The 25,429-nt window shown below is 71.2% G+C and carries 25 protein-coding genes; 10 read left to right on the forward strand and 15 right to left on the reverse strand.

Features of this window, described 5'->3' with window-relative positions; all coding sequences use genetic code 11:
* Positions 1 to 127: 127 nt before the first annotated feature.
* The 3 genes from kynA to ELQ40_RS16595 are packed head-to-tail and all read left to right on the forward strand — an operon-like array spanning position 128 to position 3,324.
* The gene (kynA, locus tag ELQ40_RS16585) at positions 128 to 1,018 is read left to right on the forward strand and encodes a tryptophan 2,3-dioxygenase (RefSeq protein WP_127794680.1); all 891 of its coding nucleotides are present in this window, start codon (positions 128 to 130) and stop codon (positions 1,016 to 1,018) included.
* A gap of 3 nt (positions 1,019 to 1,021) precedes the next feature.
* A complete protein-coding gene (locus tag ELQ40_RS16590; protein ID WP_127794681.1) occupies positions 1,022 to 2,068 on the forward strand; it encodes a hypothetical protein in 1,047 nt (348 codons plus the stop codon).
* Positions 2,065 to 3,324 (forward strand): kynureninase, encoded by a 1,260-nt coding sequence (locus ELQ40_RS16595; RefSeq protein WP_127794682.1) that lies wholly within the window; start codon positions 2,065 to 2,067, stop codon positions 3,322 to 3,324. Before ELQ40_RS16590 ends, ELQ40_RS16595 begins: the two co-directional genes overlap by 4 nt.
* Positions 3,325 to 3,402: 78 nt before the next feature.
* Here the strand turns inward: ELQ40_RS16595 and ELQ40_RS16600 are convergent, their stop codons facing one another.
* The 4 genes from ELQ40_RS16600 to ELQ40_RS16615 all read right to left on the reverse strand — a co-directional run bounded on the left by ELQ40_RS16600 (position 3,403) and on the right by ELQ40_RS16615 (position 6,587).
* The gene (locus tag ELQ40_RS16600; protein ID WP_164863677.1) at positions 3,403 to 4,878 is read right to left on the reverse strand and encodes a hypothetical protein; all 1,476 of its coding nucleotides are present in this window, start codon (positions 4,876 to 4,878) and stop codon (positions 3,403 to 3,405) included.
* Between the two features lie 551 nt (positions 4,879 to 5,429).
* The gene (locus tag ELQ40_RS16605) at positions 5,430 to 5,708 is read right to left on the reverse strand and encodes a hypothetical protein (RefSeq protein WP_127794684.1); all 279 of its coding nucleotides are present in this window, start codon (positions 5,706 to 5,708) and stop codon (positions 5,430 to 5,432) included.
* Positions 5,709 to 5,784: 76 nt separating this feature from the next.
* Entirely contained in the window at positions 5,785 to 5,988 is a 204-nt protein-coding gene (locus ELQ40_RS16610) for a helix-turn-helix transcriptional regulator (RefSeq protein ID WP_127794685.1), read from the reverse strand.
* Positions 5,988 to 6,587: a DUF2975 domain-containing protein gene (locus tag ELQ40_RS16615; RefSeq protein WP_127794686.1), complete on the reverse strand. Its 600-nt coding sequence runs from the start codon at positions 6,585 to 6,587 to the stop codon at positions 5,988 to 5,990. Before ELQ40_RS16615 ends, ELQ40_RS16610 begins: the two co-directional genes overlap by 1 nt.
* A 44-nt stretch (positions 6,588 to 6,631) precedes the next feature.
* On the opposite strand from ELQ40_RS16615, the gene ELQ40_RS16620 reads away from it, so the two are divergent.
* Positions 6,632 to 8,092 carry an HNH endonuclease signature motif containing protein gene (locus tag ELQ40_RS16620; RefSeq protein WP_127794687.1) on the forward strand — a complete coding sequence of 487 codons (1,461 nt, stop codon included), beginning with the start codon at positions 6,632 to 6,634 and terminating at the stop codon, positions 8,090 to 8,092.
* Between the two features lie 327 nt (positions 8,093 to 8,419).
* Positions 8,420 to 9,055: a hypothetical protein gene (locus ELQ40_RS16625; protein WP_127794688.1), complete on the forward strand. Its 636-nt coding sequence runs from the start codon at positions 8,420 to 8,422 to the stop codon at positions 9,053 to 9,055.
* On the opposite strand, the gene ELQ40_RS16630 is transcribed toward ELQ40_RS16625, so the two are convergent.
* Both ELQ40_RS16630 and ELQ40_RS16635 read right to left on the reverse strand, forming a co-directional pair.
* Positions 9,045 to 10,607, reverse strand: coding sequence for a DHA2 family efflux MFS transporter permease subunit (locus ELQ40_RS16630; RefSeq protein WP_127794689.1), 1,563 nt, complete (start codon positions 10,605 to 10,607; stop codon positions 9,045 to 9,047). The two genes, ELQ40_RS16625 and ELQ40_RS16630, sit on opposite strands and share 11 nt — an antisense overlap.
* Positions 10,604 to 11,218 carry a PadR family transcriptional regulator gene (locus tag ELQ40_RS16635; RefSeq protein WP_127794690.1) on the reverse strand — a complete coding sequence of 205 codons (615 nt, stop codon included), beginning with the start codon at positions 11,216 to 11,218 and terminating at the stop codon, positions 10,604 to 10,606. The genes ELQ40_RS16630 and ELQ40_RS16635 overlap by 4 nt, the downstream gene beginning before the upstream one ends.
* Before the next feature lie 213 nt (positions 11,219 to 11,431).
* Between ELQ40_RS16635 and purS the strand changes: the two genes are divergently transcribed.
* From purS to ELQ40_RS16650, 3 genes are all read left to right on the forward strand, one after another.
* Positions 11,432 to 11,761: a phosphoribosylformylglycinamidine synthase subunit PurS gene (gene purS, locus ELQ40_RS16640; RefSeq protein WP_164863678.1), complete on the forward strand. Its 330-nt coding sequence runs from the start codon at positions 11,432 to 11,434 to the stop codon at positions 11,759 to 11,761.
* 8 nt (positions 11,762 to 11,769) lie between these two features.
* Positions 11,770 to 12,468 (forward strand): phosphoribosylformylglycinamidine synthase subunit PurQ, encoded by a 699-nt coding sequence (gene purQ / locus ELQ40_RS16645; RefSeq protein ID WP_127794691.1) that lies wholly within the window; start codon positions 11,770 to 11,772, stop codon positions 12,466 to 12,468.
* A gap of 92 nt (positions 12,469 to 12,560) precedes the next feature.
* On the forward strand, positions 12,561 to 13,292 hold the full coding sequence (locus ELQ40_RS16650; protein WP_127794692.1) for a DUF1345 domain-containing protein: 732 nt from the start codon (positions 12,561 to 12,563) through the stop codon (positions 13,290 to 13,292).
* Between the two features lie 57 nt (positions 13,293 to 13,349).
* On the opposite strand, the gene ELQ40_RS16655 is transcribed toward ELQ40_RS16650, so the two are convergent.
* The 3 genes from ELQ40_RS16655 to ELQ40_RS16665 form a co-directional block, all read right to left on the reverse strand.
* The gene (locus ELQ40_RS16655) at positions 13,350 to 14,696 is read right to left on the reverse strand and encodes a mechanosensitive ion channel family protein (protein WP_127794693.1); all 1,347 of its coding nucleotides are present in this window, start codon (positions 14,694 to 14,696) and stop codon (positions 13,350 to 13,352) included.
* A 147-nt stretch (positions 14,697 to 14,843) separates the two neighbouring features.
* A complete protein-coding gene (locus ELQ40_RS16660; protein ID WP_127794694.1) occupies positions 14,844 to 16,343 on the reverse strand; it encodes a catalase in 1,500 nt (499 codons plus the stop codon).
* A gap of 103 nt (positions 16,344 to 16,446) precedes the next feature.
* Entirely contained in the window at positions 16,447 to 16,938 is a 492-nt protein-coding gene (locus ELQ40_RS16665; RefSeq protein WP_127794695.1) for a Fur family transcriptional regulator, read from the reverse strand.
* 155 nt (positions 16,939 to 17,093) lie between these two features.
* On the opposite strand from ELQ40_RS16665, the gene ELQ40_RS16670 reads away from it, so the two are divergent.
* Positions 17,094 to 19,457: an arylsulfatase gene (locus tag ELQ40_RS16670; protein WP_127794696.1), complete on the forward strand. Its 2,364-nt coding sequence runs from the start codon at positions 17,094 to 17,096 to the stop codon at positions 19,455 to 19,457.
* A 13-nt stretch (positions 19,458 to 19,470) separates the two neighbouring features.
* Here the strand turns inward: ELQ40_RS16670 and ELQ40_RS16675 are convergent, their stop codons facing one another.
* From ELQ40_RS16675 to ELQ40_RS16695, 5 genes are all read right to left on the reverse strand, one after another.
* Positions 19,471 to 20,502, reverse strand: coding sequence for an Lrp/AsnC family transcriptional regulator (locus ELQ40_RS16675; protein WP_127794697.1), 1,032 nt, complete (start codon positions 20,500 to 20,502; stop codon positions 19,471 to 19,473).
* 39 nt (positions 20,503 to 20,541) lie between these two features.
* On the reverse strand, positions 20,542 to 21,822 hold the full coding sequence (locus ELQ40_RS16680) for an amidohydrolase (RefSeq protein WP_127794698.1): 1,281 nt from the start codon (positions 21,820 to 21,822) through the stop codon (positions 20,542 to 20,544).
* 64 nt (positions 21,823 to 21,886) lie between these two features.
* On the reverse strand, positions 21,887 to 22,507 hold the full coding sequence (locus tag ELQ40_RS16685) for a hypothetical protein (RefSeq protein WP_127794699.1): 621 nt from the start codon (positions 22,505 to 22,507) through the stop codon (positions 21,887 to 21,889).
* 38 nt (positions 22,508 to 22,545) lie between these two features.
* Positions 22,546 to 23,292, reverse strand: coding sequence for a DUF5058 family protein (locus tag ELQ40_RS16690; protein ID WP_127794700.1), 747 nt, complete (start codon positions 23,290 to 23,292; stop codon positions 22,546 to 22,548).
* Between the two features lie 279 nt (positions 23,293 to 23,571).
* Positions 23,572 to 24,135: an adenine phosphoribosyltransferase gene (locus tag ELQ40_RS16695; protein WP_127794701.1), complete on the reverse strand. Its 564-nt coding sequence runs from the start codon at positions 24,133 to 24,135 to the stop codon at positions 23,572 to 23,574.
* Between the two features lie 122 nt (positions 24,136 to 24,257).
* Here ELQ40_RS16695 and ELQ40_RS16700 point away from each other — a divergent pair, with 122 nt between their 5' ends.
* Positions 24,258 to 24,719 (forward strand): DUF3817 domain-containing protein, encoded by a 462-nt coding sequence (locus ELQ40_RS16700; RefSeq protein WP_240665840.1) that lies wholly within the window; start codon positions 24,258 to 24,260, stop codon positions 24,717 to 24,719.
* Between the two features lie 21 nt (positions 24,720 to 24,740).
* Here ELQ40_RS16700 and ELQ40_RS16705 read toward each other — a convergent pair whose 3' ends face one another.
* Positions 24,741 to 25,409 (reverse strand): DUF6624 domain-containing protein, encoded by a 669-nt coding sequence (locus tag ELQ40_RS16705; protein ID WP_127794703.1) that lies wholly within the window; start codon positions 25,407 to 25,409, stop codon positions 24,741 to 24,743.
* Positions 25,410 to 25,429: the final 20 nt, after the last annotated feature.

Raw genomic sequence — 25,429 nt, forward strand, 5'->3', positions numbered from 1 at the left:
GCCCACCGCACCCACCTCTCACCCTTCGTGGGGCGCACCCACCCACGTCTCCGGGGCACCCACGTCTCCGGGCACCCGCCGCCCCGGGCACCCACCTCTCCCGGGGCACCGCGCGTAGGGTGGAGCCGTGGCCGACAACACCGACACGAGCACCGAGCCCAGCCCCGGCGTCCACGCGAACACGCGCGACATCGAGGCATCCGTCGTCACCGACTTCAGCGACCGGATGAGCTACGGCGGCTACCTCGACCTCGCCACCCTGCTCGCCGCGCAGCGGCCCATCTCCCGGCCCGAGCACCACGACGAGCTCCTCTTCATCGTGCAGCACCAGACGACGGAGCTCTGGCTGAAGCTCGTGCTGCACGAACTCTCGACCGCCTGTCGGCTGCTCCGCGAAGACGAACTCGCGCCGGCGCTGAAGTGCATCGCGCGCGTGAAGCACATCCAGAAGACGCTCACCGAGCAGTGGTCGGTCCTCGCCACGCTGACGCCTGCCGAGTACGCGCAGTTCCGCGGCGTGCTCGGCAACGCGAGCGGGTTCCAGTCGTACCAGTACCGCGCGGTCGAGTTCGTGCTCGGCAACAAGAACCGGCGGATGCTCCAGGTGTTCGAGTCCGACCCGCACGCCACCGCGATGCTCACCCGAGCGCTCGAGGAGCCGAGCCTCTACGACGAGTTCCTGCGGCTGCTGGCCCGAGCGGGGTACCCGATCCCGCAAGACGTGCTCGACCGCGACGTCTCGCTGGCCTGGACGTTCCGCGAGGACCTGGTGCCGGTGTTCACCGCGATCTACGCGGACACGAGCCAGCACTGGGCCGCGTACGAGACCTGCGAGGAACTCGTCGACCTGGAGGACAATTTCCAGCTCTGGCGGTTCCGGCACCTCAAGACGGTCGAGCGCATCATCGGCAACAAGACCGGAACCGGTGGGTCGAGCGGGGCCTCGTTCCTCCAGCGCGCGCTCGAGCTCACGTTCTTCCCCGAGCTCTACGCGGTCCGCACCGAGATCCCGGGATGACGGATGCCCCTCCCCGACGCTGACACCGAGCTCGACCTCGGCCCGCATGCCCGGCCGGTGCGCCGGTCGCTGAACGGCGCCCATCCCGGTGAGCACGGGGTGGCCTTCCCGCCGTTCATCGATCACCACGTGCACCTCGAGCTGATCGCGACCTCCGGCCTCGCCGCGCACGGCATCGCGGGCGTCGTCGACCTCGGTGCGAACCCGGCCGTGCTCGCCCGCACCGCGGCGGCGGGCGGGCTGCCGCGCCTGCGCTACGCGGGGCAGTTCCTCACCGCGCCCGGCGGATACCCCGCCGGCAGGTCATGGCTGCCCGAGGGGGCGCTGCGCGAGATCTTCCAGGTCGGCGCACCGGCCCACCCCACCGCGTCCCTGCCCGACGCGGTCGAACTCGCGGTGGACGAGCAGGCGCGATTCGGGGCATCCGTCGTCAAGGTCGCCTGCAACGCCGACGCGGGCCCCGTACTCGACCGGGCGACGATCGATGCGGTGATCCGGGCCGCGCGCGAGCGCGGGCTCCCGGTCGCGGTGCACGCCGAGGGAGACGGCATGGCCGCGCTCGCGATCGAGGCGGGCGCCGACGTGCTCGTGCACACGCCGTGGACCGAGGAACTGCCCGACGAACTGGTCGACCGCGCCGCACGCGCTGGGCAGGCGTGGATCACGACCCTGCACCTCCACGCGCGCGACGACGCCGGCGCCGACACCGACACCGACACCGGGGCGTTCGGTCGCGCCGTCTCGAACCTCGCGCGCTTCCACGCGGCAGGCGGCACCGTGCTCTACGGCACCGACCTCGGCAACGGCGACCTCCCGGTCGGCGTCTCCGCGGGCGAGCTCGACGGCATGGTCGCGGCGGGGCTCGGGGCATCCGACCTCGTCGACGCGCTCGTCGCGCCCTGGCCCGCCGCGTCCCGCGACGACTGGCTGCTCGACGGCCTGGCCGCATTCGTCCCCGGCGACCCGCCCGCGGCCCTCGCCGACCTGCCCTCCTGGCTCGCGACCGCCGTGATCCTGCCCGCCGAAGAACTGGAACCGATCGACCGATGACGCTCGACCCGCTGCTCGCCTACGCCCGCCGGATGGACCGCGCCGACGGCCTCGCCCACTACCGCAAACGGTTCCACGGCCACGACACCGACCTGGTCTACTTCGACGGCAACTCGCTCGGCCGGCCGCCGGTGAGCGCCATCGAGCGGATGCAGCGGTTCATGACCGGGGACTGGGGCGACCGGCTCATCCGCGGCTGGGACGAGGCCTGGCTGCAACTGCCGACCGAGATCGGCGACCGCATCGGACGCGCCGTCATCGCGGCGAAGGCCGGCCAGACCGTCATCGGCGACTCGACGACGGTCCTCCTGTACAAGCTCGCGCGCGCCGCCGTCGACGCGCAGGTCGCACGCGACCCGGCGCGACGCGAGATCGTGCTCGACACCGACAACTTCCCCACCGATCGGTACGTCCTCGACGGCATCGCCCGCGAGCGCGGCCTGCGGCTGCGCTGGATCGACGTGGACCTCGACTCGGGTGTCACGCCGGAGCAGCTGGCATCCGTCACCGGGCCCGAGACCGCGCTGGTGGTGCTCTCGCACGTCGCCTACCGGTCGGCGTACCTGGCGGATGCCCCTGAACTCACGCGCATCGCGCACGACGCCGGGGCCCTCATCCTGTGGGACCTCTGCCACTCGGCCGGCTCGGTGCCGATCCACGCGGACATCTGGGGATTCGACCTCGCCGTCGGATGCACGTACAAGTACCTCAACGGAGGGCCCGGCGCCCCCGCCTTCGCGTACGTCCGCGAAGACCTGCAACGGGTGCTGACCCAGCCCATCCAGGGCTGGTTCGGCACCGCCGACCAGTTCACGATGGGTCCCGAGTACGAGCCGGTGCCCGGCATCCGCCGGTTCCTGTCGGGCACCTCGCCCATCGTCGCGATGCTGCCGATGGAGGAGACGCTCGCGATGATCGAGGATGCCGGCATGGCCGCGATCCGCGCCAAGTCGGTCGCGCTGACGCAGTATGCGATCGAACTGAACGAGGCGTGGCTGGCACCGCACGGCGTGACGCTCGCGTCACCGGGCGACCCCGCGCTCCGTGGTGGGCACGTGACGCTGCACCACGACGCGATGCGCGAGGTCACGGTCAGGCTGTGGCAGCGCGACGTGATCCCCGACTACCGCGATCCCGGCGGGCTGCGCATCGGCCTCTCGCCGCTGTCGACGAGCTTCGAAGAAGTGCATCGCGGCATGTCGGCCACGCGCGACGTGCTGCGGGAGGTGCTCGCGGAGCGCGCCGGTCTGGGGTAGCGCGCGGAGCTCGACGACGACGACGACCGCGCCGTCCCCTCCTGGTAGGGGACGGCGCGGTGGCCTCGAGCAGTCCGCCTACGCGGTGGCGAACTGCCGCACCCGGGTGCGGTGGTTCACCCGGTGCCCGATCCAGAAGCCGATCGCGATGAGGCCGGCGAGGAGGATGCCGAGCATCCACGGCACGAGCGCGGGCACCACGCCCTTCGCGCCGTCCTCGAGCTCGGAGGAGCCGGCCGCCAGCTGCGACGTGCCGTCGGCGAGGTCGGTCGAGCCGGCCGAGAGTTCGGTCGAACCGGCGGCCAGCTGCGCCGAGCCCTCGGCGAGGTCGCCCGCGCCGTCGGACAGCTTCGTGAGGCCCGCGGCCAGCGAAGTGGCGCCGGTCGACAGGTTCGACGTGCCGGTCGCGAGGTTCGCGGCGCCATCGTTCAGGCGCGCCGCGCCGGCGTCGAGACGCTGTACGCCCGAGTCGAGCGTGGCGGCACCCGTCGCGAGCCGTTCGGTGCCGGCCGAGACCTTGCCGGCGCCCGCCGCGAGCTCCTGCGACTTCGCCGACAGCTCGCCGACGCCGTCGCGCAGCTGGCCGAGGCCGGCGGCGAGGGCGGGGGCACCCTCCGCGGGGTCGACGAGGGCGACGGTTCCGGGCCACCCCTTCGACGGGTCGCCGCCGACGATCGCGCCGACTCCGGCCTCGATCCGGGCTGCGCCCGCGGCAGCGTCGAGCGCGCCCTGCGCGAGCGCCGGCGAACCCACGGCGTACGGCGCAAGGGCGCCGAGGCCGCCTTCGACGCGGGCAGCGAGCCCGGCCAGAGCGGCGAGCGTGGCGGCATCGATCGTCACGGGCGGCGCAGGCGGCGCTCCCTCTCCGGGCGTCGCGGGCACCAGTGCAGCGAGGTCGTCCGCGAGCTTCGCTGCAGCCGCCGTCGCCGATCCGGCGGTCGACTCGAGCGTCGGCCCGGCCTGCGCGAGTTCCGACAGCTTGTTCTCGGCGATCTCGGCGTCGAGCGTCGAGCGGAACGTCGTCGCCCCGCCGAGAACGCCCTTGGCGTAGGCATCCGCTCCGGCGACGCCCTTGGCGAGGGTCGCGCCACCGGTCGCCGCCTCGCCCGCCTTCTCCAACAGCGTGCCGACACCACCGACCAGGCGAGTCGCACCGGCACTCACGTCGGCGGCACCGCCCGCGGCGGTCGCGGCACCGGAGCTGAGGTCGGCCGCACCGGATGCCGCCGACGACGCGCCGAGCGCCAGCGACGACGCGCCGGATGCCAGCGAGCCGGCGCCCGCGGAGGCGGACTGCGCACCCCAGACGAGCTTCGCGGCACCGGCATCCGCGTCGGCGGCGCCCTCGTCGAGGTCGGCGGCACCGTCGGCCAGCGCGCCGGCGCCCTCGCTGAGGGTCGCTGCGCCCAACGCGAGTTCGTGGGAGCCGTCATCGACCTTCGTCGTGCCGGCGCCGAGCTGCGAGGCGCCGTCTGCGATCTTCGCGGTCGTCGCGACGTACAGCGTGATCATCGCGGCCAGCAGGCAGCTGAGCACGATCACGGCGATGCGCATGCCGATGCCGTGCGCGTGGGCGGCGGAACTCGAACTACGCGTTCTCGAACTCGTCATTGAGCACTCCAGTGGGTGGGCCCGTGGTCGGGCGCGGTGAAGGGAGCTCGCGGGGTGCCGCCGATCGTCGGGTCGGGTGCTGTGGTTCGCCTGCGGCGCGACATCGTCGACGCGCCGTGATCGGGTGGGGGCCGGGAGCGGGCCGAATGTAACAAGGGCCCGGCGCCGTGCGACAGCGCCGGATTGAAAGTCCGTGAGAAGGCGAGGGTTCTTCAGCCGTGGCGCGCGATTCGTTGTGGGGTTGCTACAAGAGGCTGGCCCCGAGCGTTGCCGAATCAGTCTCGCTCGCGCGCAGGCGTGAGCCCGGCGTCGACCTTGACGCACGGGCGTCGTTCGACCCCGATCATCTGGTCCGACCCTCTCCGGTCGCGCAGCGGTCGAAGCGCTCGCGTCACCTCGACCCTGGCGCGTGCCAGTCAGAGAGTCCGCCGAACCGCGGAACCTGGGCAGAGCTCGGGCGCGGGGCTCGACCGCGAATCGCTCCCTGACGACGGTTAGGCCGACTGCTCCAGGCGAGCGGCGAGCCGGCCGGAGGGACGCGTCGGGGCAAGCTCAGTCGCACGACGCAGGCCCACACGCGCGATCATCACGTCGACGTACTCGGTGATCACCGACAGCCCTTGCCCGTGGAGGTTGACGACATCGTGAGCGATCGGCTCCGAGTTCGCGAGCGAGTGGAGCGTGACATCCCAGCTCGTTTCCTGGTCGCTTCGAACAACGGCGACGACCTCGACACGGAGGGCGGCACGGGCGTCCTCCCCTGAGAGTTCCATGATCGGCCCACTCATTGCGGGCCCGTCACGGTCGATTCTCGGACGGCTTCCCGGGGACCTGATCGGATTCGTTGAGTCATTCGTCGTAGTGGAGGAGGTCGCCGGGTTGGCAGTCGAGCACCCGGCAAATCGCGTCGAGGGTGGAGAACCGCACGGCCTTGGCCCGACCGTTCTTGAGCACGGCGACGTTCGCCGGCGTGATGCCGATCGCGTCGGCGAAGTCGCCGACGCTCATCCCGCGTTCGACGAGCAGGCGGTCGATCGAGATGCGGATCGCCATCAGACGACCTCTTCCAGTTCGCGGCTCAACAGGGTCGCGCGTCGCAGCAGCGAACGCAGCACGAGGCTGATGCACCCGAGCGCGACCAGGATCAGGCAGGTCGTCACGAGGACGAGGCCGATGAACGGTCCACCCGCCTGCGCGTTGCCGATCAGCACGATCCCGGTGATCACCAGGATCACCCCGCAGGCGAGCGTGGCGATGATCACATCGACCCACAGCAGCGACGACCGGGTGAGGACCGCACCGCGGTGGATGCGGTGAACGAGCAAGGAGATCATCGCGAGCGTGATGAGCGCCAGCACGATGATCGCGATCGCGACGGCGAGCAGCGGCGCACGCAGGTCGGTGAACTCCGGGAACATGTCCGCGAGACCCTCGGATATCCCCGGCAGCAGCACGATCGCCGCGACCCCGATGAGAAACAGGAGGCCGAGCAGCACCTGCGTGGCGATGACGAGGCCGAGGGAGGGACGCGGGAGCTCGAGATCCATGCATCGACTTTCGATGGAAATCAATCGAAAGTCAATAGATATCGATCGCGCCCGCATCGCTGTGGCCTGCGCCGCTGGACTGGAGCTGCAGAACTCGCGGATCATGGATTCCACTCGAACATACGTTCGAATTCCGGTAGGCTGAGGGTATGCCCGAAGTCGCCGTCACGACGCTGGACCCGCCGGTCGGGGCGCACGTTCGCCCGGGTGCAGTCCGGGTGCAGCAGGCCGGCCGACTCGACGATCGAAGTGACTACGCCCGGGCGGCGGACACGTTGTCCGACCTGGTCGACGCGGCCGCCGCGGCGCTGTGCATCGAGGCGATGCACGCCGCCGTACAGGTTCAACTGCTTCGCCTCGCGATGGATCACGCGGTCGCCGCATCCGACGCGTTCACGTCCCCCCGGCTCTCGTCCGAGCGGCGACGCGACCTCGCGATCCGGGCGGTGATCGCGGAGTTCGCGACCGCGATGCGCCTGCCCGAACGCACCGTGCAACGCCTCGCGTCCGACGCCTGGGTGCTCACCACCCGGCTGCCCGCGACCTTCCGGGCGATGAGCCGCGGCGCGTTCGCGCTCGCGCACGCCCGCGTCATCATCGAGGCGGTCGACGGTGTCGACGATGACTCCATCGCCGCGGAGCTCGACACCGCCCTCGCCGAACTCGCGGCGACCGTCACCGTCGCCAAGCTGCGTCGTGACGCACGTCGCTCCCGCGAAGCGCTCCTCGCCGAGACCGCTGCCGAACGGCATCGGCACGCGGCAGCCGAACGCCGGGTCGAGCTCGAACCCGCCCGCGATGGCATGGCCTGGCTGCACCTGCACCTGCCTGCGGCCGACGCCCTGCTCGCCCACGACCGGATCGACCGCACCGCCCGGAGTCTCCTCGAGCCCGGCGACGAACCCCGCACGCTCGACCAGACCCGCGCCGACGTCGCCCGAGACCTCCTCCTCGGCGCGCCCATGGGCGCAGTACCAGGCCCGATCAGCCCGGTTCCGATCAGCCCCACCGTCGCGGTCACCGTCCCGGTCCTCACCCTCCTCGGCGGCGACCAACCCGGACACCTCGACGGATACGGCCCGATCGACCCCGACACCGCCCGCAGGCTCGCCGCGCACGCGCCGTCCTTCACGCGCATCCTGACCCACCCCGTCACGGGCACCGTGCTCGACGTCGACCGCACCAGCTACCGGCCACCCGCAGACCTCATCCGATGGGTCCGGCTGCGCGACGAGACCTGCCGCTTCCCCGGCTGCAACCGCGCCGCCCGCACCTGCGACCTCGACCACACCCACGACTGGGCCGACGGCGGAACCACCACCCACGACAACCTCGCCCTGCTCTGCCCGCACCATCACCACCTCAAGCACGAGACCTCCTGGACGGTCAGGCGCGCAACCGACGACGGCTACGGCGCCGGCGGCGACTACGACGGCGCCCTCGAGTGGCGGTCACCGACCGGACGACGACACCGCACCCACCCAGCCGTCCGACGTTCAGTACGTCACGGCGATACGGGTCACGGAGTGCCGCCCGGTCCACCGCGCGACATGGAAACGCCAACGCCCGCCTCCCCACACCATCACGATCACGCGCGGCCGCCGTTCTGAACACCGCCCGTCCGGAGCGCGCAGGAATGCATCGGAACGCGCGCACCCGAGCACGCCAGCACGCCCCGGTGCCCCCGTGCTCACTCGCGCGCGCTACCACCGCGCCCGTCGCACGGCAACCCCGCGCCTTCCCCTTCTGCGGCGGCGGCGGCCCGACGTAGGCTGGCCACCGACCGAGAAACCGACACACCGACGGGCCGGATCGCACCGACGAGCCGGCTCGACACGAAGAACAGCTCGACACGAAGTACGGCTCGACACCACGTACGGGTCGGCGAGCGGACGTACGGGTCGACGGGGGCCCGCACCGATCGAGAGGGTGGACGCATGGCGAACGACGACGACATCATCGACGAGGCGACCGAAGCCGCTCGCAAGGCGGCCTATCGGGCGGGCGGCGCTGCGGAATCCGCCGCCGACGGCGCAGCCGACGCCGTCGGCGATGCCGTGTCCGCGGCGAAGCAGGCATCCGACGACGTCGCGAAGAAGGTCTCGAGCTCGGCGAAACGAGCGTCCGCGAACGCGAAGAGCACCGCATCGAAGACGGCCGACGCCGCCGACGAGGCATTCGATCGCAGCAAGGACGCCGTCGCCGACGCGGCGGACGACGCGAAGGCCAAGGTCTCCGATCTCGCCGACAAGGCGCAGGACACGGCTGCGGACCTGACCGAGAAGGCCAAGGCGGCGGTATCGGACGCTGCGGACTCGGCGAAGGCGGCGATCGATGACGCCGCCGGCACCGCGAAGGAGTACGCCGACCGGTTCGGCTCCGCCGCGAAGGACGCCTTCGGCGACGGCGGCGACCAGCTCGGCGACTTCATCGACAAGGGCCGCGACGTCGCCGGCGACGGCATCACGTTCGTGCAGCGGAAGTACCGGGAGAACCCGGCGCTCGTGATCGCCGTGGGCGCTGCCGCACTGGTCGGCATCGGCGTCATCGTCCGCGCGGTCTTCAAGCGGTGATGCGCTCCTGAGGTTGCGGCGGCTCGGCTGACGGGCCGCCCGACCTCACCGCGTCGCCCACGACCGCGTCTCCCGCGGCGGCGCCCCAGGCGACCGTGACCTTCGGCTTGGCGAAGCAGGCGACGACGACCGCGCCCACCACGAACGCCGCGATCGCGAGCACGAGCGATTGGCTCATCGCGGTGCTGAATCCGTCGGCGACCGCGGGCGGCAACGCCCCGGCGGACCCGCCCGCGCCCTGCTGGGCCGCCGACGCGTCGAAGCCCGGCAGCTCGGCCGCGAGGCGCGCGTTGAGCAGTGACGCGATGGCCGCCGACCCCAGCACCGACCCGACCTGTCGGGTCATGTTGTAGACGCCGGCTCCCGCGCCGGCCTGAGCCGGCGGAAGGTTCCGCGTCGCGGTCGACGACAGCGGCGCCCAGATGCCCGACTGGCCGATGCCGAGCAGCGCCGACGGGATGAGCAGCAGCCAGAACGGCTGGTCGGGGGTGAGCAGCAGCGCGTACAGCGCGAGCGATGCGGCGACGAGCAGGAACCCGGGCACCGCGAACCAGCGCGCGTCGAAACGGTCGTTGAGCTTGCCGATGATGGGCGCCATCACGAAGGCCAGGACCGCCATCGGGGCGAGCATCAGCGCGGCCTGCGTCGGGTCGAGCCCGCGCGCGATCTGGAAGTAGAACGCGAGCGGCAGCGGGAACGAGGTCATCGCGAGGCCGACGAGGCTGATGCCGACCGCGGAGAGCGAGAAGTTCCGGTCGCGGAACAGGCTGAGCGGCAGCAACGGCTCGGCCCGGTTGAACCGCTGCCACACGACGAAGCCGACGAGCACCACGATGCCGGCGATGATCAGGCTCCAGACGCTGATCGGCCCGACGATGGTGCCCCAGTCGTACGTGTCGCCCTCCTGGATGCCGAAGACCAGCAGGAACATGCCGACCGCCGAGAGCACGACGCCGAGCCAGTCGAACCGGTGCGAGTGCGTCGGCAGCGACGGCACGAACCGCATCGCGAGGATGAAGCCGATCACGCCGACCGGCACGTTCACGAAGAAGATCCACTCCCAGCCGAGCGAGTCGACGAGGACGCCGCCGAGGATGGGGCCGACGAGCGCGGCGATGCCGGCGACCGAACCCCAGAGTCCCATGGCGGCACCGCGGCGGTCGGGCGGGAAGATCCGGGTGATCACCGCCATGGTCTGCGGCGTCATCAGCGCGGCGCCGAGGCCCTGCACGGCGCGGGCGGCGATGAGCATCTCGATGCTGCCCGAGAACCCGCACCACAGCGACGCGAGCGTGAACACCGCGAGTCCGACGAGGTAGAGGTTCTTCGGTCCGAAGCGGTCGCCGAGGCGCCCGGTGATGAGCAGCGGCACGGCGTACGCGAGCAGGTACGCACTCGTGACCCAGATGACGGCGGTGAGGTCGGCGTCGAGGTCCTTCAGGATCGCGGGGTTCGCGATCGAGACGATCGTGGAGTCCACGAGGATCATGAAGAACCCGATGACGAGCGCCCAGAGGGCGGGCCAGGGAGTGCGTTCGGCGGTGGGGTTCATGTTTCCTTCCGGGGTGGCGCCGGCCAGTCGATGTCGCCGGCCCGGAGTTCGACGAGCAGGCCCGCGAGCCAGTCGTCCTCGGCCGCGATCATGGCGCGCAGGTAGTGGATGTCGAGGACGAACCGGCGCGGGACGCCCTTCTCGGCGACGACGCGACGCGACGTGTCGAGGACGTCGAGCCATTCGGCGATCGAGGCCCGGCGCTGCTCGAGCAGGTCGATCACCTCGGGGAGCGGCAGGTGGTGGGCGCCGCCGATCGCGAGCGGAAACGACGGGTACTCGTTGCGCCAGGCGCTCAGGAGCGCGGCGAGGTTCTCGAGCATCGCGTCGCGTCCGGCATCCGTCACGCGGTAGACGGTGCGTTCGGGCCGGTTGCCGTCGCGCTCGATCGCGGTCGATTCGATCAGGCCGTCGCGGTCGAGCCGCTCGACCGCGCGGTACAGCGAACCGGCGTTGACCTTGACGACCCGCTCCTCACGCCGGAGCTGCATGAGCTGGAACATCTCGTACGGATGCATCTCACGCTCGGCGAGCAGCGCGAGCGCGGCGAGCGCGAGCGGTGTGAGCTGCGTGGGTTGCGTCGGCTCGGGTATCGCCGTGCGGTCTGCCATCGTGCTCCCTCCTGCATGATTCCGATCGAACTATTCCGATCGGAATAATACATGCGGAGGATCAGGCGGGCAATCTCGCCACGGCCCCGAACCGGCCGACACCGCAGCGCGACCCGTCGAGGAGGACGCCGGAGGCGCACGGTACGCCGACCCTCCGACGCCGGATAGAATCGAGGCATCCCCATCCCCTCGACACCGGACGGAGAAACCGCGGTGCCCACCATCGTCGTCGACGTGATGCCCAAGGCCGAGCTGCTCGACCCCCAGGGAAAGGCGGTCGCCGGCGCGCTGGCCCGCACCGGCCGGAGCGGCATCAGCGCCGTCCGCGTCGGCAAGCGGTTCGAGCTGACCGTCGACGGGCCGGTCGACGACGCGCTCCGCGCGCAGGTGCGCGAGATCGCGGAGGACATCCTCTCCAACCAGGTCATCGAGGACGTCGTGGGCATCCACTACGAGGTCACGAACGCCGAGCTGGTCGAGGAGACCGCGGCCTCCGCCGAGGCATCCGACGGCTTCCCGGCCCCCGCCGGCGAGACCCACTGAGGCCCGCCGTGCGCATCGGCGTCATCACCTTCCCCGGCTCGCTCGACGACCGCGACGCGCAGCGCGCCGTGCGGCTCGCGGGCGGCGAGCCCGTCGCGCTCTGGCACGGCTCGCACGACCTCGACGGCGTCGACGCGCTGATCCTGCCCGGTGGTTTCAGCTACGGCGACTACCTGCGCTGCGGCGCGATCGCCTCGCTCAGCCCGATCATGACCGAGGTCGTCGATGCGGCGAACTCCGGGATGCCGGTGCTCGGCATCTGCAACGGGTTCCAGATGCTCGTCGAGGCGCACCTGCTCGAGGGCGGCCTGATCCGCAACGACCACGGCGCGTTCATCTGCCGCGACCAGGTCCTGCGCGTCGAGAACGCCGAGACGGCCTGGACGAGCGGTTTCGAGGCCGGCCAGGAGATCACGATCCCCCTCAAGAACGGCGAGGGCGGCTTCATCGCCGACGAGGAGACGCTCGACCGGCTCGAGGGCGAGGGGCGCGTGGCGTTCCGCTACGTCGACGTGAACCCGAACGGGTCCCTCCGCGACATCGCCGGCATCACCAACGCGCGTGGCAACGTCGTCGGCCTCATGCCGCACCCCGAGCACGCGGTCGAGCCCGGCTTCGGTCCCGACACCCCCGCCGCGATGCGCTCGGGCGTCGACGGCCTCGCGTTCTTCACGAGCGTCATCCGCCGCAGCCTCGTCGAGGCGTAGCCCGGCGCGTCCTTCCCCTCCGCCCGCCCGCTGCGGCAGGCTGGAATCCGCGCCGTGATCTCGGCGACGCGCGAAGGCCGAGGGGAGGCGGGATGGACGAGCGCACGGACCAGCGCACCGACGAGCGCACCCAGGCGATCCCGCGTCGGCGCGGGGCGGAGATCGGCGCGATCGTCGTCGAGTCCGTCGGCGTGTTGCTCCAGCTCTGGCTGGTGGCCATCGGCATCGCGTTCATCCTCACCGAGGACGAGTCCGAGTTGCTCGCGACCTGGTGTCTCGTCGGAACCGGCTACCTCGTCCTCACGATGCTCGCACTCAACGTCGTGGCGCGGCATCCGCGGCTCGCCGGCCGGCAGGGCGCCCGACGGTTCCTCTCCAATCCCGTCATCAGGATCTCGGCGAGCGTGCTCACGTTCTCGTCGACCGCCGTCGGCGTGTTCGCGGCGACCGAGCTCCTCCTCTTCCGCAACGATCCCGAGTGGGGCGGCTACATCCAGTTCTTCGCCGTGTGGGCGATGCTCGTGTCCTGGTGCCTGTTCCACTGGGGGTGGGCACGGATCTACTTCGCGAGATTCCACCGGGCGGCCGGCGAGCCACCGCTCGAGTTCCCGCGGACGCCGGAGCCGACGCTCATCGACTTCGTGTACTTCGCGTTCACGAACGCGACCGCGTTCTCGGTGTCGGATGTCGTGGTCACCAGCAGCCGCATGCGCTGGACGGTGATCTGGCACACCACGCTGAGCTTCTTCTTCAATGCGCTGCTCATCGTGCTCGCGATCAACACGATCCTCGGCTTCGAGCTGGAACCCGCCGCGGCCGGCTGACGGGCGCCCCTGCCACCGCGGCCGGCCGGCTGACGGGCGCCCATGCCGGAGCGTGCGTCAGGACCCGTCCGGGCTCGCGTCCCCGATCCGCGACCGCTCGTCGCGCCGTGGCCGGCCGACACCGTCCTCGGCGCCGTACGGGTCGTCGTCGTCCTCGTCCTCGCGCACGATCGGGATCGCCTGGGTGAACTGCAGCGCACGCTCCTCCGCCTCGGGGGTTCCGGTGAACAGCCCCGCGCGTGCGCCGTCACCGCCGGCCGAGGCATCCGATCGCGCGGGCTGCTTCGCCGCCGGGCGCCGCCTCGAGGGCGCGACCGACGAGTCGCCTGCCTCGGTCGTCACCGCGCGTCCACCCGGCCCGGCCGACGCCCCCACCGGCAGCAGCACGCGCTGCGCCGGCTGTGCATCGGGCTGGTGCTGCTGGATCCAGTGCACCATCTCCTCGCGCACCTCGCAGCGCAGGTCGAACAGCGTGGGCGCGTCGACCGCGGTCACGAGGATCCGCACGCGCACGAACCCGCCGACCGCGTCGGTGACCTGCAGCACCTTGGCGCGGCCGTCCCACCGGTCGGTGCGTTCGAGCACGACGTCGAGGTGCTCGCGCAGCTCGGCAGGCGACACGCGCCAGTCGAGGTCCAGTTCGATCGAGCCGAGCAGATGGCTCGACGTGCGCGTCCAGTTCTGGAACGGCTTCGTCGTGAAGTACGTGCACGGCAGCACGAGCCGCCGGTCGTCCCACAGCCCGACGACCACGTAGTTCAGGGTGATCTCCTCGATGCGGCCCCACTCCTCCTCGACGATCACGACGTCGTCGACGCGGATCGCGTCGCTGAAGGCGAGCTGCACGCCCGCGAAGAGGTTGCCGAGCACCGACTGCGCCGCCAGGCCCGCGATGATCGAGACCACGCCGGCCGAGGCGAGCAGGGATGCCCCGAGCGCGCGCACCTCGGGGAACGAGAACAGGATGAGTCCCATCGCGAGAATCACGAGGGCCACGACGACCAGCCGTCGCACGATCGCGAGCTGGGTGCGGGCACGCCGCGCGTCGCGGTTGTCGGCGACGTCGATGCGGTAGCGGCGCATCCCGAGGTCGGTGAGGAACAGGAATCCCTGCGCGACGAGCCATACCCCGGTGACGATCGACGCGATCAGGAACACGTGGTTCATCGTGGGGAGCCAGCTCGACTCCGGGAAGGTCGCCGTGAACGCCGCCCACACGCCGAGCACGAGCAGGAACGACCGGAACGGCCATCGCGTGCGCCGGATGAGGATGCCCGCCCACTCCTTCCGGCGCGCGATGCTGCGGACGATGAGCGAGACGATCGCCGAGACGGCGACCACGGCGGCGGCGACCACGAGGACGGCGACCGCGAACGAGATCCAGGACTGCCAGGTCGGTGTCATCACCTCAGGTTCACGGCAGCGCGCACGGCGACGCAAGACGAGGCGGACGGGTTGACAGCGGATGCCCGGCTTCCGCAGGGCATCCCCAGATGCCGGATGCCCCGGGCTCGCGCCCGGGGCATCCGATCGAGTGCAGCGGGGACGCGCTTACGCGGCGGCGTCCTCCTGGGCCTCGGGCTGCTGCGGGGCATCCGCGTTCACGCCGGCCGCGTACGCCTCGCGCACCGACGCGCCGAGCTGTGCGTCGACGTTCGTCCAGTACTGGAAGAAGCGCTCGCGGATGTCGTCGATCGTGATCGCGTTCGCCTGACCCGACAGGGTCTCGAGGAACCGCGCCTTCGCCGAGGCGTCGAACACGTCGCGGTACAGCGTGCCGGCCTGGCCGAAGTCGCTGTCGTCGGCGTGCAGGGTCGCGGCGGCGCGCACGAGCGCCCCGTCGTTCTCCCACGAGCCCTCGGCCGTGCGCGCGGCGTCGGCCTGCGGGCCGCCGAAGCTGTTCGGCGCGTACACGGGCGTCGACGGCGAGTTGAAGCCATGGCGCTGCGCGCCGTCCTGCGAGTAGTTGTGCACCGGTGCGGCGTGCGGCGCGTTCACCGGGATCTGGTTGTAGTTGGTGCCGACGCGGTACCGCTGGGCGTCGGGGTAGCTGAACACGCGGGCCATCAGCATCTTGTCGGGGCTGATGTCGGTGCCGGGCACCTGGTTCGCCGGCGAGAACGCGGCCTGCTCGATCTCGGCGAAGTGGTTCTGCGGGTTGCGGTTCAGCGTGAAGTGGCCGACCGGGATCAGCGGGTAGTCCGCGTGCGGCCACACCTTGGTGAGGTCGAACGGGTTGTGGCGGTACGTCTTCGCCTCCTCGTACGGCATGACCTGCACCTTGACGTCCCACGTCGGGTACTCGCCGCGCTCGATCGCCTCGTACAGGTCGCGACGGTAGAAGTCGGCGTCGGCGCCGGCGATCGCCTCGGCCTCCGCCGCCTCGATGTTCTCGACGCCCTGGCGGGCGATGAAGTGGTACTTCACCCAGAAGCGCGAACCTTCGGCGTTGATCCACTGGTAGGTGTGCGAGCCGTAGCCGTTGACGTGCCGCCACGACTTCGGCAGGCCGCGGTCGCCGAGCAGGTAGGTGACCTGGTGGGCCGACTCGGGCGAGAGGGTCCAGAAGTCCCACTGCATGTCGGCGTCGCGCAGGCCGGAGCCCGGGAGGCGCTTCTGCGAGTGGATGAAGTCGGGGAACTTGATCGCGTCGCGGATGAAGAACACGGGGGTGTTGTTGCCGACGATGTCGAGGTTGCCCTCGGTCGTGTAGAACTTCAGCGCGAAGCCGCGCACGTCGCGCCACGTGTCGGGCGAGCCCATCTCGCCGGCGACCGACGAGAACCGCAGCAGCGTCTCGCTCGTGGCGCCGGGCTGGAACACGGCCGCGCGGGTGTATGCCGAGACGTCCTCGGTGATCACGAGCTCGCCGAACGCGCCGCCGCCCTTGGCGTGCACGATGCGCTCCGGAATGCGCTCGCGGTTGAACTGCGCGAGCTTCTCCACCAGGTAGCGATCGTGGAGCACGGTGGCGCCGTCGGCGCCCACGGTGAGGGAGTGCGCGTCGCTGGCGACCGGGGTGCCGGTCTGCGTCGTCGTGAAGTCGGTCATACGTCCTCTTCCTTCGTGGTGGAGTGGCGTGCGGGCACGCCGATTACCGCCCGGGTGGGCGGTCGTTCGCGGCGGTCGCGACGAACGTCGCGACCGGTTCAGGTCAGGCGGTCGCCCGGGTCGCGGCGTCGAGGTCGGATGCCTCGACGGCGGATCTGCACTCGCCGCAGAGGCCCCAGAACGTGACCTCGGCGGTGTGGATGGCGAAGCCGTTCGCTTCGCTCGGCGCGAGGCACGGCGGCTGGCCGACGACGCAGTCGACGTCGGCGACCGCGCGGCAGCGGGTGCACACGACGTGGTGGTGGTTGTCGCCGATGCGGTTCTCGTAGAGCGCCGGCGAGCCGGCGGGTTCGATACGACGCAGCAGGCCTGCGTCGGTCAGGGCGCCGAGCACGTTGTAGATCGACTGGAGCGAGACGCCGGGCTGCTCGGAGACCACGCGTTCGTGCACGGTCTCGGCGTCGAGGTGCCCGTCGTGCACGGCGTGGAGTACGGCCACCCGCGGCGCCGTGACCTTGAGCCCGGCCGCCCGGAGGCGCTCGCCGGGCTGCGCCGTGGCCGCGGCGGCGGGCGCTGCGGCATCCCTCTGGCTCATGGCATCCACGCTAGCAGTTGTTTTGAACCACTCAAAACAACTGAGCCGCCGTCAGCAACGTCACCCGTTCGGGGGGTTGGCGGGCACGTGACCGCGGCGAAAGGCTGAATGCGGCCGCCGCTCGCACCGCGGCCGTGGATTGGGGGATCCGGCACATGCCTGCAGCCGAAGCATCGAAGCCGTCGCAGTCCGTGATCGGCGAACCGCTCCCGCCGGCGCGGACCCTGCCGTTCGCACCGAAGCGGTCGGGCAGCTTCGCCGGTCGCACGCTCGCCGAATCGACGTACTCCCCGCTGCCGCCGACGAAGCACCTCGGCGAGCATGCCCCGAACATCCTGGTCATCCTCATCGACGACGCCGGGCCGGCGCTCCCGAAACCGCTCGGCGGCCTCGTCGAGACGCCCACGCTCGACCGCATCCGCTCCAACGGGATCGGCTTCAACCGGTTCCACACCACCGCGATGTGCTCGCCCACGCGCGCCTCACTGCTCACGGGGCGCAACCACCACCGAGTCGGCAACGGCCAGATCGCCGAACTCGCGAACGACTGGGACGGCTACTCCGGCCACATCCCCGCCTCGAGCGCCACCATGGCCGAGGTCCTCAGGCAGTACGGGTACTCGACCGGCGCGTGGGGCAAGTGGCACAACACCCCGGCAGAGGAGACGACCGCCGCCGGGCCGTTCGACCGCTGGCCCACCGGCTACGGGTTCGAGTACTTCTACGGGTTCCTCGCCGGCGAGGCGTCGCAGTACGAACCGAACCTGGTCCGGAACACGACCACGGTGCTCCCGCCCAAGTCTCCTGAGGAGGGCTACCACCTCAGCGAGGACCTCGCCGACGACGCTATCCGATGGCTCCGCGAACACCGCGCCAACGCCCCCGACAAGCCGTTCCTGATGTACTGGGCCACCGGCGCGATCCACGGCCCCCACCACATCATGAAGGAGTGGGCCGACCGGTACTCCGGCGCATTCGACGACGGCTGGGACGCCTACCGCGAGCAGGCGTTCGCCGGCGCCAAGTCGGCCGGATGGATCCCGGAATCGGCCGAGCTCACCACGCGCCCCGACAGCCTCGCGGCGTGGGACGACATCCCGGAGCACCAGCGCCCGTTCCAGCGCCGACTGATGGAGGTGTGCGCGGGCTTCGGCGAGCACGCCGACGTGCAGGCCGGGCGGGTCGTCGACGAGCTCGACCGCCTCGGGTACGCCGACGACACGATCATCGTCTACATCTGGGGTGACAACGGGTCGTCGGGCGAGGGCCAGAACGGCACGATCAGCGAGTTGCTCGCGCAGAACCAGATCCCCACCACGGTCGACCAGCACCTCGCGGCGCTCGAGGAGCTCGGCGGCCTCGACGCGCTCGGCACCCCCGCGACCGACAACCAGTACCACGCAGCCTGGGCGTGGGCCGGCTCGAGCCCGTACCAGGGCATGAAGCTGCTCGCCTCCCACCTCGGCGGCACGCGGAACCCGATGTTCGTGCAGTGGCCGGGCAGGATCGCGCACGACCCGGTGCCGCGCACGCAGTTCCACCACGTCATCGACCTCGCGCCGACGGTCTACGAGATCCTCGGCATCCCGCATCCCGAGGTCGTGAACGGCATCCCCCAGGATCCGATCGACGGCACGAGCTTCGCCTACGCGATCGACGACGCGGCCGCCGACGGCCGCCACCGGGTGCAGTACTTCGAGATCATGGGGAGCCGGTCGATCTACCAGGACGGATGGATCGCGAGCGCGACGGGGCCCCGGCTGCCGTGGGTGCCCGGCGCACCCGCAGGCCTCGCGACGTGGACGCCCGACGCCGACCGGTGGGAGCTCTACCACCTCGACGAGGACTGGAGCCAGGCGCACGACCTCGCGGCCGAGCACCCCGAGAAGGTCGCCCAGCTGAAGGAGCTCTTCGCGATCGAGGCGGCGCGCAACGACGTGCTGCCCGTCGGCGGCGGGCTCTGGGTCCCCGCCTTCCATCCGGAATACCGGTTGGGCCCGGTCTACACCGCGTGGGACTTCACGGGCGAGACGGTGCGCATCCCCGAATTCTGCGCCCCGGCCCTCGGCAACCGGCCGAACTCGGTCACCATGCGACTCGACCTGCACGCGCAGGCGAACGGCGTGCTCTACAAGCTCGGCGGAGCGGGCGGCGGGCTCACCGCCTACCTCGTCGACGGCGTAATGCACTACGAATACAACCTGTTCCTCGTGCAGCGCACCATCATCGCCGCGGATGCCCCGCTGCCCGCCGGTTCCGTCGAACTGGAGGTGCGCACGACGCTCGTCGAGCCCAGACCCGCCGGGCCGCTGGCGATCTCGATCCTCGCCGACGGCACCGAGATCGCCTCGGGCGTCGTGCCGGTGAGCGCACCGCTGCTGTTCACGGCGAACGACTGCCTCGACATCGGCCGCGCCTACGGCGGCGCGGTCTCGCGCGCCTACGCCGACCGCATGCCGTTCGCCCTCGACGGACGGATCGACGCCGTGCACGTGGCCTACACGGGCACGGGGTCGTAGGACGCGACCCGCGTCAGGCCGAACGCAGGCGCTCGGTCAATGCGTCGCCCATCGCCGCCTCCGGGCGCTCGTCCGAGAACCTGACTGCCGAGCGCTTCAGGCTCCGCGCGACGAGATCGACGTGCAGGGGCTCTGCGCTCGGGTGCGCGTCGACGAGCTCCCGCAGGATGCGCTCGAGGTCGGCGGGATCCGTCGCGACGAGGTTGGCGATCACCCCGGTCCCTGCGACGGCGCAGACCCGGGTGTGCGGCATCCCCGTCAAACCGTCGGCGACGGCATCGAGTTCGGCCAGGCCGGGCTCGATCCGGATGTGCGCCTCGACGGGGTAGCCGAGCATGAACGGGCTGACCAGCCCGCGGATGAAGATCTGCCCGTGCGTACGGGCGCGCTCGATCCGGCTGCCGGCCGTCGCCTTCGTGATCGACAGCGCACGGGCGACCGACTCCGCGGTGGCGCGACCGTCGTGCGCCAGCGCCCGCAGGAGTTCGAGCGCCCCCTCGTCCACATCGACCTCGCCCGAGGTGAAGAGCGCCGCGTGCTCGCCGGGATCGTGGAGCGACGCCTGCTCGGCCGCGGTCAGCACACCGGGCCGCCATCCCGACGAGGTCTGGCGGTAGCGGGTGATCGGCTCCAGCTGGTACCCGGTCACACCCGGGATTCCGCGCACGGCGTCGAGGAATCCCGGCATGCCGCCGATCGGCAGGTACGCCTCGCCGATGCACTCGCTGGAAGTCGCCAGCACCGACACCCACGGCACGTCGTCGCGGCCTGCCAGCGCCTCGGCCACCTCGGCGAGGTCGTTCGGCGCGGCTGCGACCCGGAGGGTGTGCGGCAGCGCGCCGAGCGTCGAGACCGGGTTCGGGATCGCGAGCACGCGCACGATGCCGTCGTCGAGCAGGCGGGCGCCGCGCCGGGCGACGCTGCGCTCCGGCTCGCCGAGGGCTGCGGCGATCCGCCGCCACGGCGCGCGTCCGTCCTGCACGAGGGCTGCGGCGATGCGACGATCGAGTTCGTCGAGCGCGTCGATCGTGGGCACGTCGGTCATGGGCTCATCGTCCCATGCGCCGCCGTGGACGTCGTCCCGTCAGTCGGCCGGGTTGCCGACGAAGCACAGGATGCCCGCCATCGCGGCGCGGGTGCCCGTGACGACGGCGCTGCGATCGTTCGGCCTGAAGAACGGCGAGTGGTTCGCGGCCGGCAGTTCGCCCGTCGCGAACTCGGTGAGCGGAAGGCTGCCGAAACCCCAGAACACCACCGGCACGTCGATCGCGTCGCCGAGCAGGCCCGCGTCCTCCGACCCCATGCCGAGCTTCTCGTCGAGTACCATCCCGACGCCGAACTCGGCCTCGAGCGCCGCGGCGACCCGGGCGGTCATCGCCGGATCGTTGTAGAGGCGCGGGAAGCTGTTGATCTCCTCGATCGTCGGCTCGGGCGCGTTCGAGGCGACGGCCTCGGCCGACACGATCCGGCGGATGGCGGAGAGCACCTGGTCGCGAGTCTGCTCATCGGGGGTGCGCACGTTCACCGTGAACTCCGCGGACGCCGGGATGATGTTCTCCTTCAGGCCGGCGTGGAACGTGCCCACCGTGACGACGGCGGGCGTGCGGGGCGACAGCTCGCGCGCGACGATCGTCTGCAGGCGCAGCACCATCGCCGACGCCGCGACGATCGGGTCGATCGAGGTCTCGGGCATGGAGCCGTGCGACCCGCGGCCGTGCACGGTGATGCGCCAGGAGTCGGCGAGCATCGCCATCGGGCCCGCCGAGAGGGCCGTCAGGTTCTCGGGCATCGGGCCGACGTGCTGCGCGAGGACGACGCTGGGCTTCGGCGCCCGCTCCCACAGCCCGTCGGCGAGCATCGCCCGGGCGCCGGCGGCCGTCTCCTCGGCCGGCTGGAAGACGAACACGACCGTGCCGCTCCACGCGTCGCGTCGCTCGAGCAGGAGCTGCGCAGCACCGAGCGCGGCCGTCACATGCGTGTCGTGGCCGCAGCCGTGCATGACGGGCGCGACGTCACCGGAGGGCAGGATGCCCGTCGCCGTGCTCGCGTACTCCAGACCGGTCTGCTCGAGGATCGGCAGCCCGTCGGTGTCGGCGCGGAACGCGATCACGGGCCCGTCGCCGTTGCGGAGCACGGCGACGACGCCGGTGCCCCCGCACGCGAACGGCTCGAGTCCGAGCTCCTCGAGCCGGCGCGTGATCGTCGCCGCCGTCTCGACCTCGCTCGACGAGAGCTCGGGGTGCGCGTGCAGGTAGCGGTAGATCTCGACGTGCTCGGCGACGAACTCCTCGGAGAGGTCGGTCGGCGTGGTGCCGGTGACGCCCTGGGCGGCCGCGGCGGCGATGGTCTCGATGATGTTGCTCATGGATGTATCTTCCTGAAGGTCGACGTGGCGGTGCGGTGGGTGTTCGTGGCGTCGGGTGGCCCCTTCAGTCGGTCACGCCGGCGTCCGCGGTCGCCTGGACCTCGGCCTCGGCGGTCTTCTTCGGCTTGATGAGCAGCGACGCGAGCTGGGGCACCATCGCGCCGAACACGGCGGGGAGGATGAACGCCTGCACGGTCTCGATCACCTCGGCCGGCAGGAGGCTGAGCAGCCACGTGCCGAGCAGGCCGACGATCACGACGAGGCTGACGATGTGCACGCCCACCGCGCCGATGATGGCGGAGCCTGCGACGAATTCGCCGCGCTTGGTACCCGGCTGCGCACCGATGCGGTTCTGGGCGATGATGCTCGCGGGCAGCAGCTTGTTGCCGATGTTCCCGATCATGAAGGCCTGGTACATCGCCGACTTCCCGAGGATCGGGTAGTACATGATCGGCTCGAAGACGGCGACTGCGCCGAAGACGGCGACGACGGCGAGGACCGCGGTCCAGAACTCGCCGGCGGTGATGCCGAGCCCCGTGCCGAATGCCATGAACAGCGCGGCGAGGAGGCTGACGAGGAATCCGAGGCCGAGGGTGATCGGTCCCCAGATCGAGGTGGTGCGGTCGAAGTCGGCGATGGTGCCGGTTCCGGCCGACGCGGAACGGGTGAGCGTGGGGTTCGCCATGATGGGTACCTGTCCTTGGTCTTCTGGTCGGGTTCGGTTCAGAGCGCGGTCGAGATGAGGTAGCCGACGATCAGCGACGCGAAGATCGAGATGCCGAGCCCCCATTCGCGGAGCCACTGCAGGTTCCAGAACTTCGCGGCGAGCGCGCAGAGCGTGCCGACGACAGCGCTGACGAGGAGGACGATGCCGTTGAACGGCGACTTGCCGAGCTCGCTGACGATGAGGAAGACGAACGCGAGGGGCAGGATCACCATCGGCACCGCGGCGAGCACCTTGGGGTTGACCTTGGGCATCTTCCGGATCGCGGAGCCGCCCTTGCTGAGGATGGGCGTCAGGATGAGGGCGGTCAGCATCCACACGAGGCCGCCCATGGTCATCGCGGCGAACGCGATCGCGAACACCTTCGGCGTGTAGGTCTCACCGCCCAGCGATGCCCCCTGCGTTGCCGCGGCGATCCCTGCGGACGCGACGTCGTAGGTCGCGGATCCGACGAGGCCCACGCGGGTGAGCACGGCGGGCGTTCCGAACAACGGCAGCAGCGACAGCGCGACGAGCGCGACCGCGAGCGACGGGCCGATCGCGGCGACGGCTCCGGTCTTCACGGCCTGCGTGACCTCGCCCTGGCTGAGTTCGGCCGCGGTGGCCGACCGGCGGATGGCCCGCAGGTAGATCACCGACTGCAGGATGATCACGCCGAAGACGCCGACGACCATCGCCCACATGACGGGGTGGAAGGCGACTGCGGTGAGTTCGCCGCTGGCGGCGACGACGATGGTGGACGACATGGATGCTGCTCCGATCTCCATTGACCGATAATCCGAAGTATGAGGGATGCTACGGCCAGAAGTGTGATTTAGAAAGCACTACTTGGCCGATATTCAATGGTCTGGATGTTTCGGAGGACGCGTGGACGCGTAAATTCCGCGTTACGGGCCACCCGTGCCGGCCGGCGGCGCGGGGCGCACCGGAGGTGCGCCGAGACCGGTCGGGCCCGCCTCGGCGGCGCAGACGTCAGTACGTCAGCGTCAGGACTTCACGACGTCAGGACGTCAGCGTCAGGTCGCTCAGTACGTCAGCAGCGTGCGGACCTCGAGGCCCGGGAACTCGCTCGCGAGCGCTTCGCGCCCGCCGAGACCGTCGAGCTCGATCGCGACCGAGACGCCGGCGACCTCCCACCCGGCGCGGCGGATCAGCCGAGCGGATGCCCCGACCGTACCGCCCGTCGCGAGCACGTCGTCCACGACGAGCACGCGGGTGCCGGGCGGCAACTCGCCCTCGTGCACCTCGAGCGCGGCCGTGCCGTACTCGAGCGCGTACTCCTCGCGAAGCACCGCGCGCGGCAGCTTGCCCGCCTTGCGCACCGTGAGCACGCCCGCTCCGCACAGCGCCGAGGCCGCCGCGGCCAACAGGAACCCGCGCGCTTCGAGGCCGGCGAGCACGTCGAAGCGGCCCGCGAACGGCTCGGTCAACGACTCGGCGAGCGCATGGAACGCCTCGGGGTCGGCGAACACCGGCGTGAGGTCGCGGAACACGATGCCCGGCTCGGGGAAGTCGGGGATCACCGCGAGGCGGGACTCGACGAGGGAGCGGGCGTCGGGTGCGAGGTCGTCGACGGCGGGGGCGTTCACCGCGACAGGCTACCGCGTGCACCTGATGCGGACCCTCAGCGAGATCGGCGAGGATGAGGGGCATCCCGCCCGGCACCCCGCCCGGCACCGCCCCGCCCCGCACCGACCCCAGGAGCCCACCCGTGTCACCGCTGCGCCTGTTCCGCACGCTCGCGATCGCCGAGGCGATCACCTGGACGATCCTGATCACGGCGATGGTGCTGAAGTACGCCGCCGGCCTCGGCCTCGCGGTCACGATCGGCGGCGGCATCCACGGCTTCGTCTTCCTCGCCTACGCATTCACCGTGCTGCTCGTCGGCGTCAACCAGCGCTGGACCGTCGGCACGATCGCGCTCGGCGTGGTCACCGCCGTGATCCCGTACGCGACGATCCCGTTCGAGATCGTCATGCACCGCCGCGGACGACTCGACGGCGAGTGGCGGCGCGAGGCATCCGACCACCCGGCCGACGGCGGCGTCGTGAACCGGATGCTGCGCTGGTTCCTCGCCCGGCCCGTGCTGCTGACCGTGATCGCCGCGGTCGGCATCGCCGCGGTCTTCACCGCACTGCTGGTCATCGGCCCGCCCGGCGGCGACAAGGCGTGACCGCCTGACTCCCGGACGGGCTCAGCCCGTCGCCTCCTCGGCGCAGACGGCGTCGAGTTCGGCGAGGTAGTCCGCCAGCGGCGGCAGCCCGGCCTCGGCCCGGCGCGCGTCGACGTTCGCCTCGTCGACGATCGGAACCGACGGTGCGGCGCCCTGGGGTGAGCATCCGATCTGGGTTCCGTACGTCTGCGGATCTCCGGCGCCGGCCGCGACCCGATCGGTGAGGTACGCGAGGTCGCCGGGCGATCCCTCTCCCTCAGCCACGGCGATCTCGAGCAGTCCGAGCGCGCGCTCCTGGAACGCGGGGTCGAGGTCGGAATGCTGCGCGATGGCCCACGCAGCGGTCGCCGCCTCCTCGCCGACGGCCGAGGCGGTCGGCCAGCCGAACGTGTCGATGATCTCGCCGAGTCGCTCGGTGCGCGCGGCGTCGCCCTCCTCGTCGACCCCGCCCGTGCGTCCCGCCTGGTCGCGTTCGAGCATGGCGAGCAGTTCGTCGCGCAGTTCGCCGTCGGGGTCGGCATCGGCGAGCATGAGCACCGGCGCCTCCGAGGGCTGCGCCGTGCCGGGGCCATCGGCGCGACCGCCGCCGGGTTCGCCGCCGACCTCACCGCCGGAGACGCATCCTCCCAGCAGCACCAGCAGCAGCACGACCGCCGCCCCGCACGTCGTCCCTCCGATTCGCGCCCGCACGCGCGCAGCTTGGCAGAGCG

The sequence above is a fragment of the Agromyces sp. LHK192 genome, assembly GCF_004006235.1.
Lineage (GTDB): Bacteria > Actinomycetota > Actinomycetes > Actinomycetales > Microbacteriaceae > Agromyces.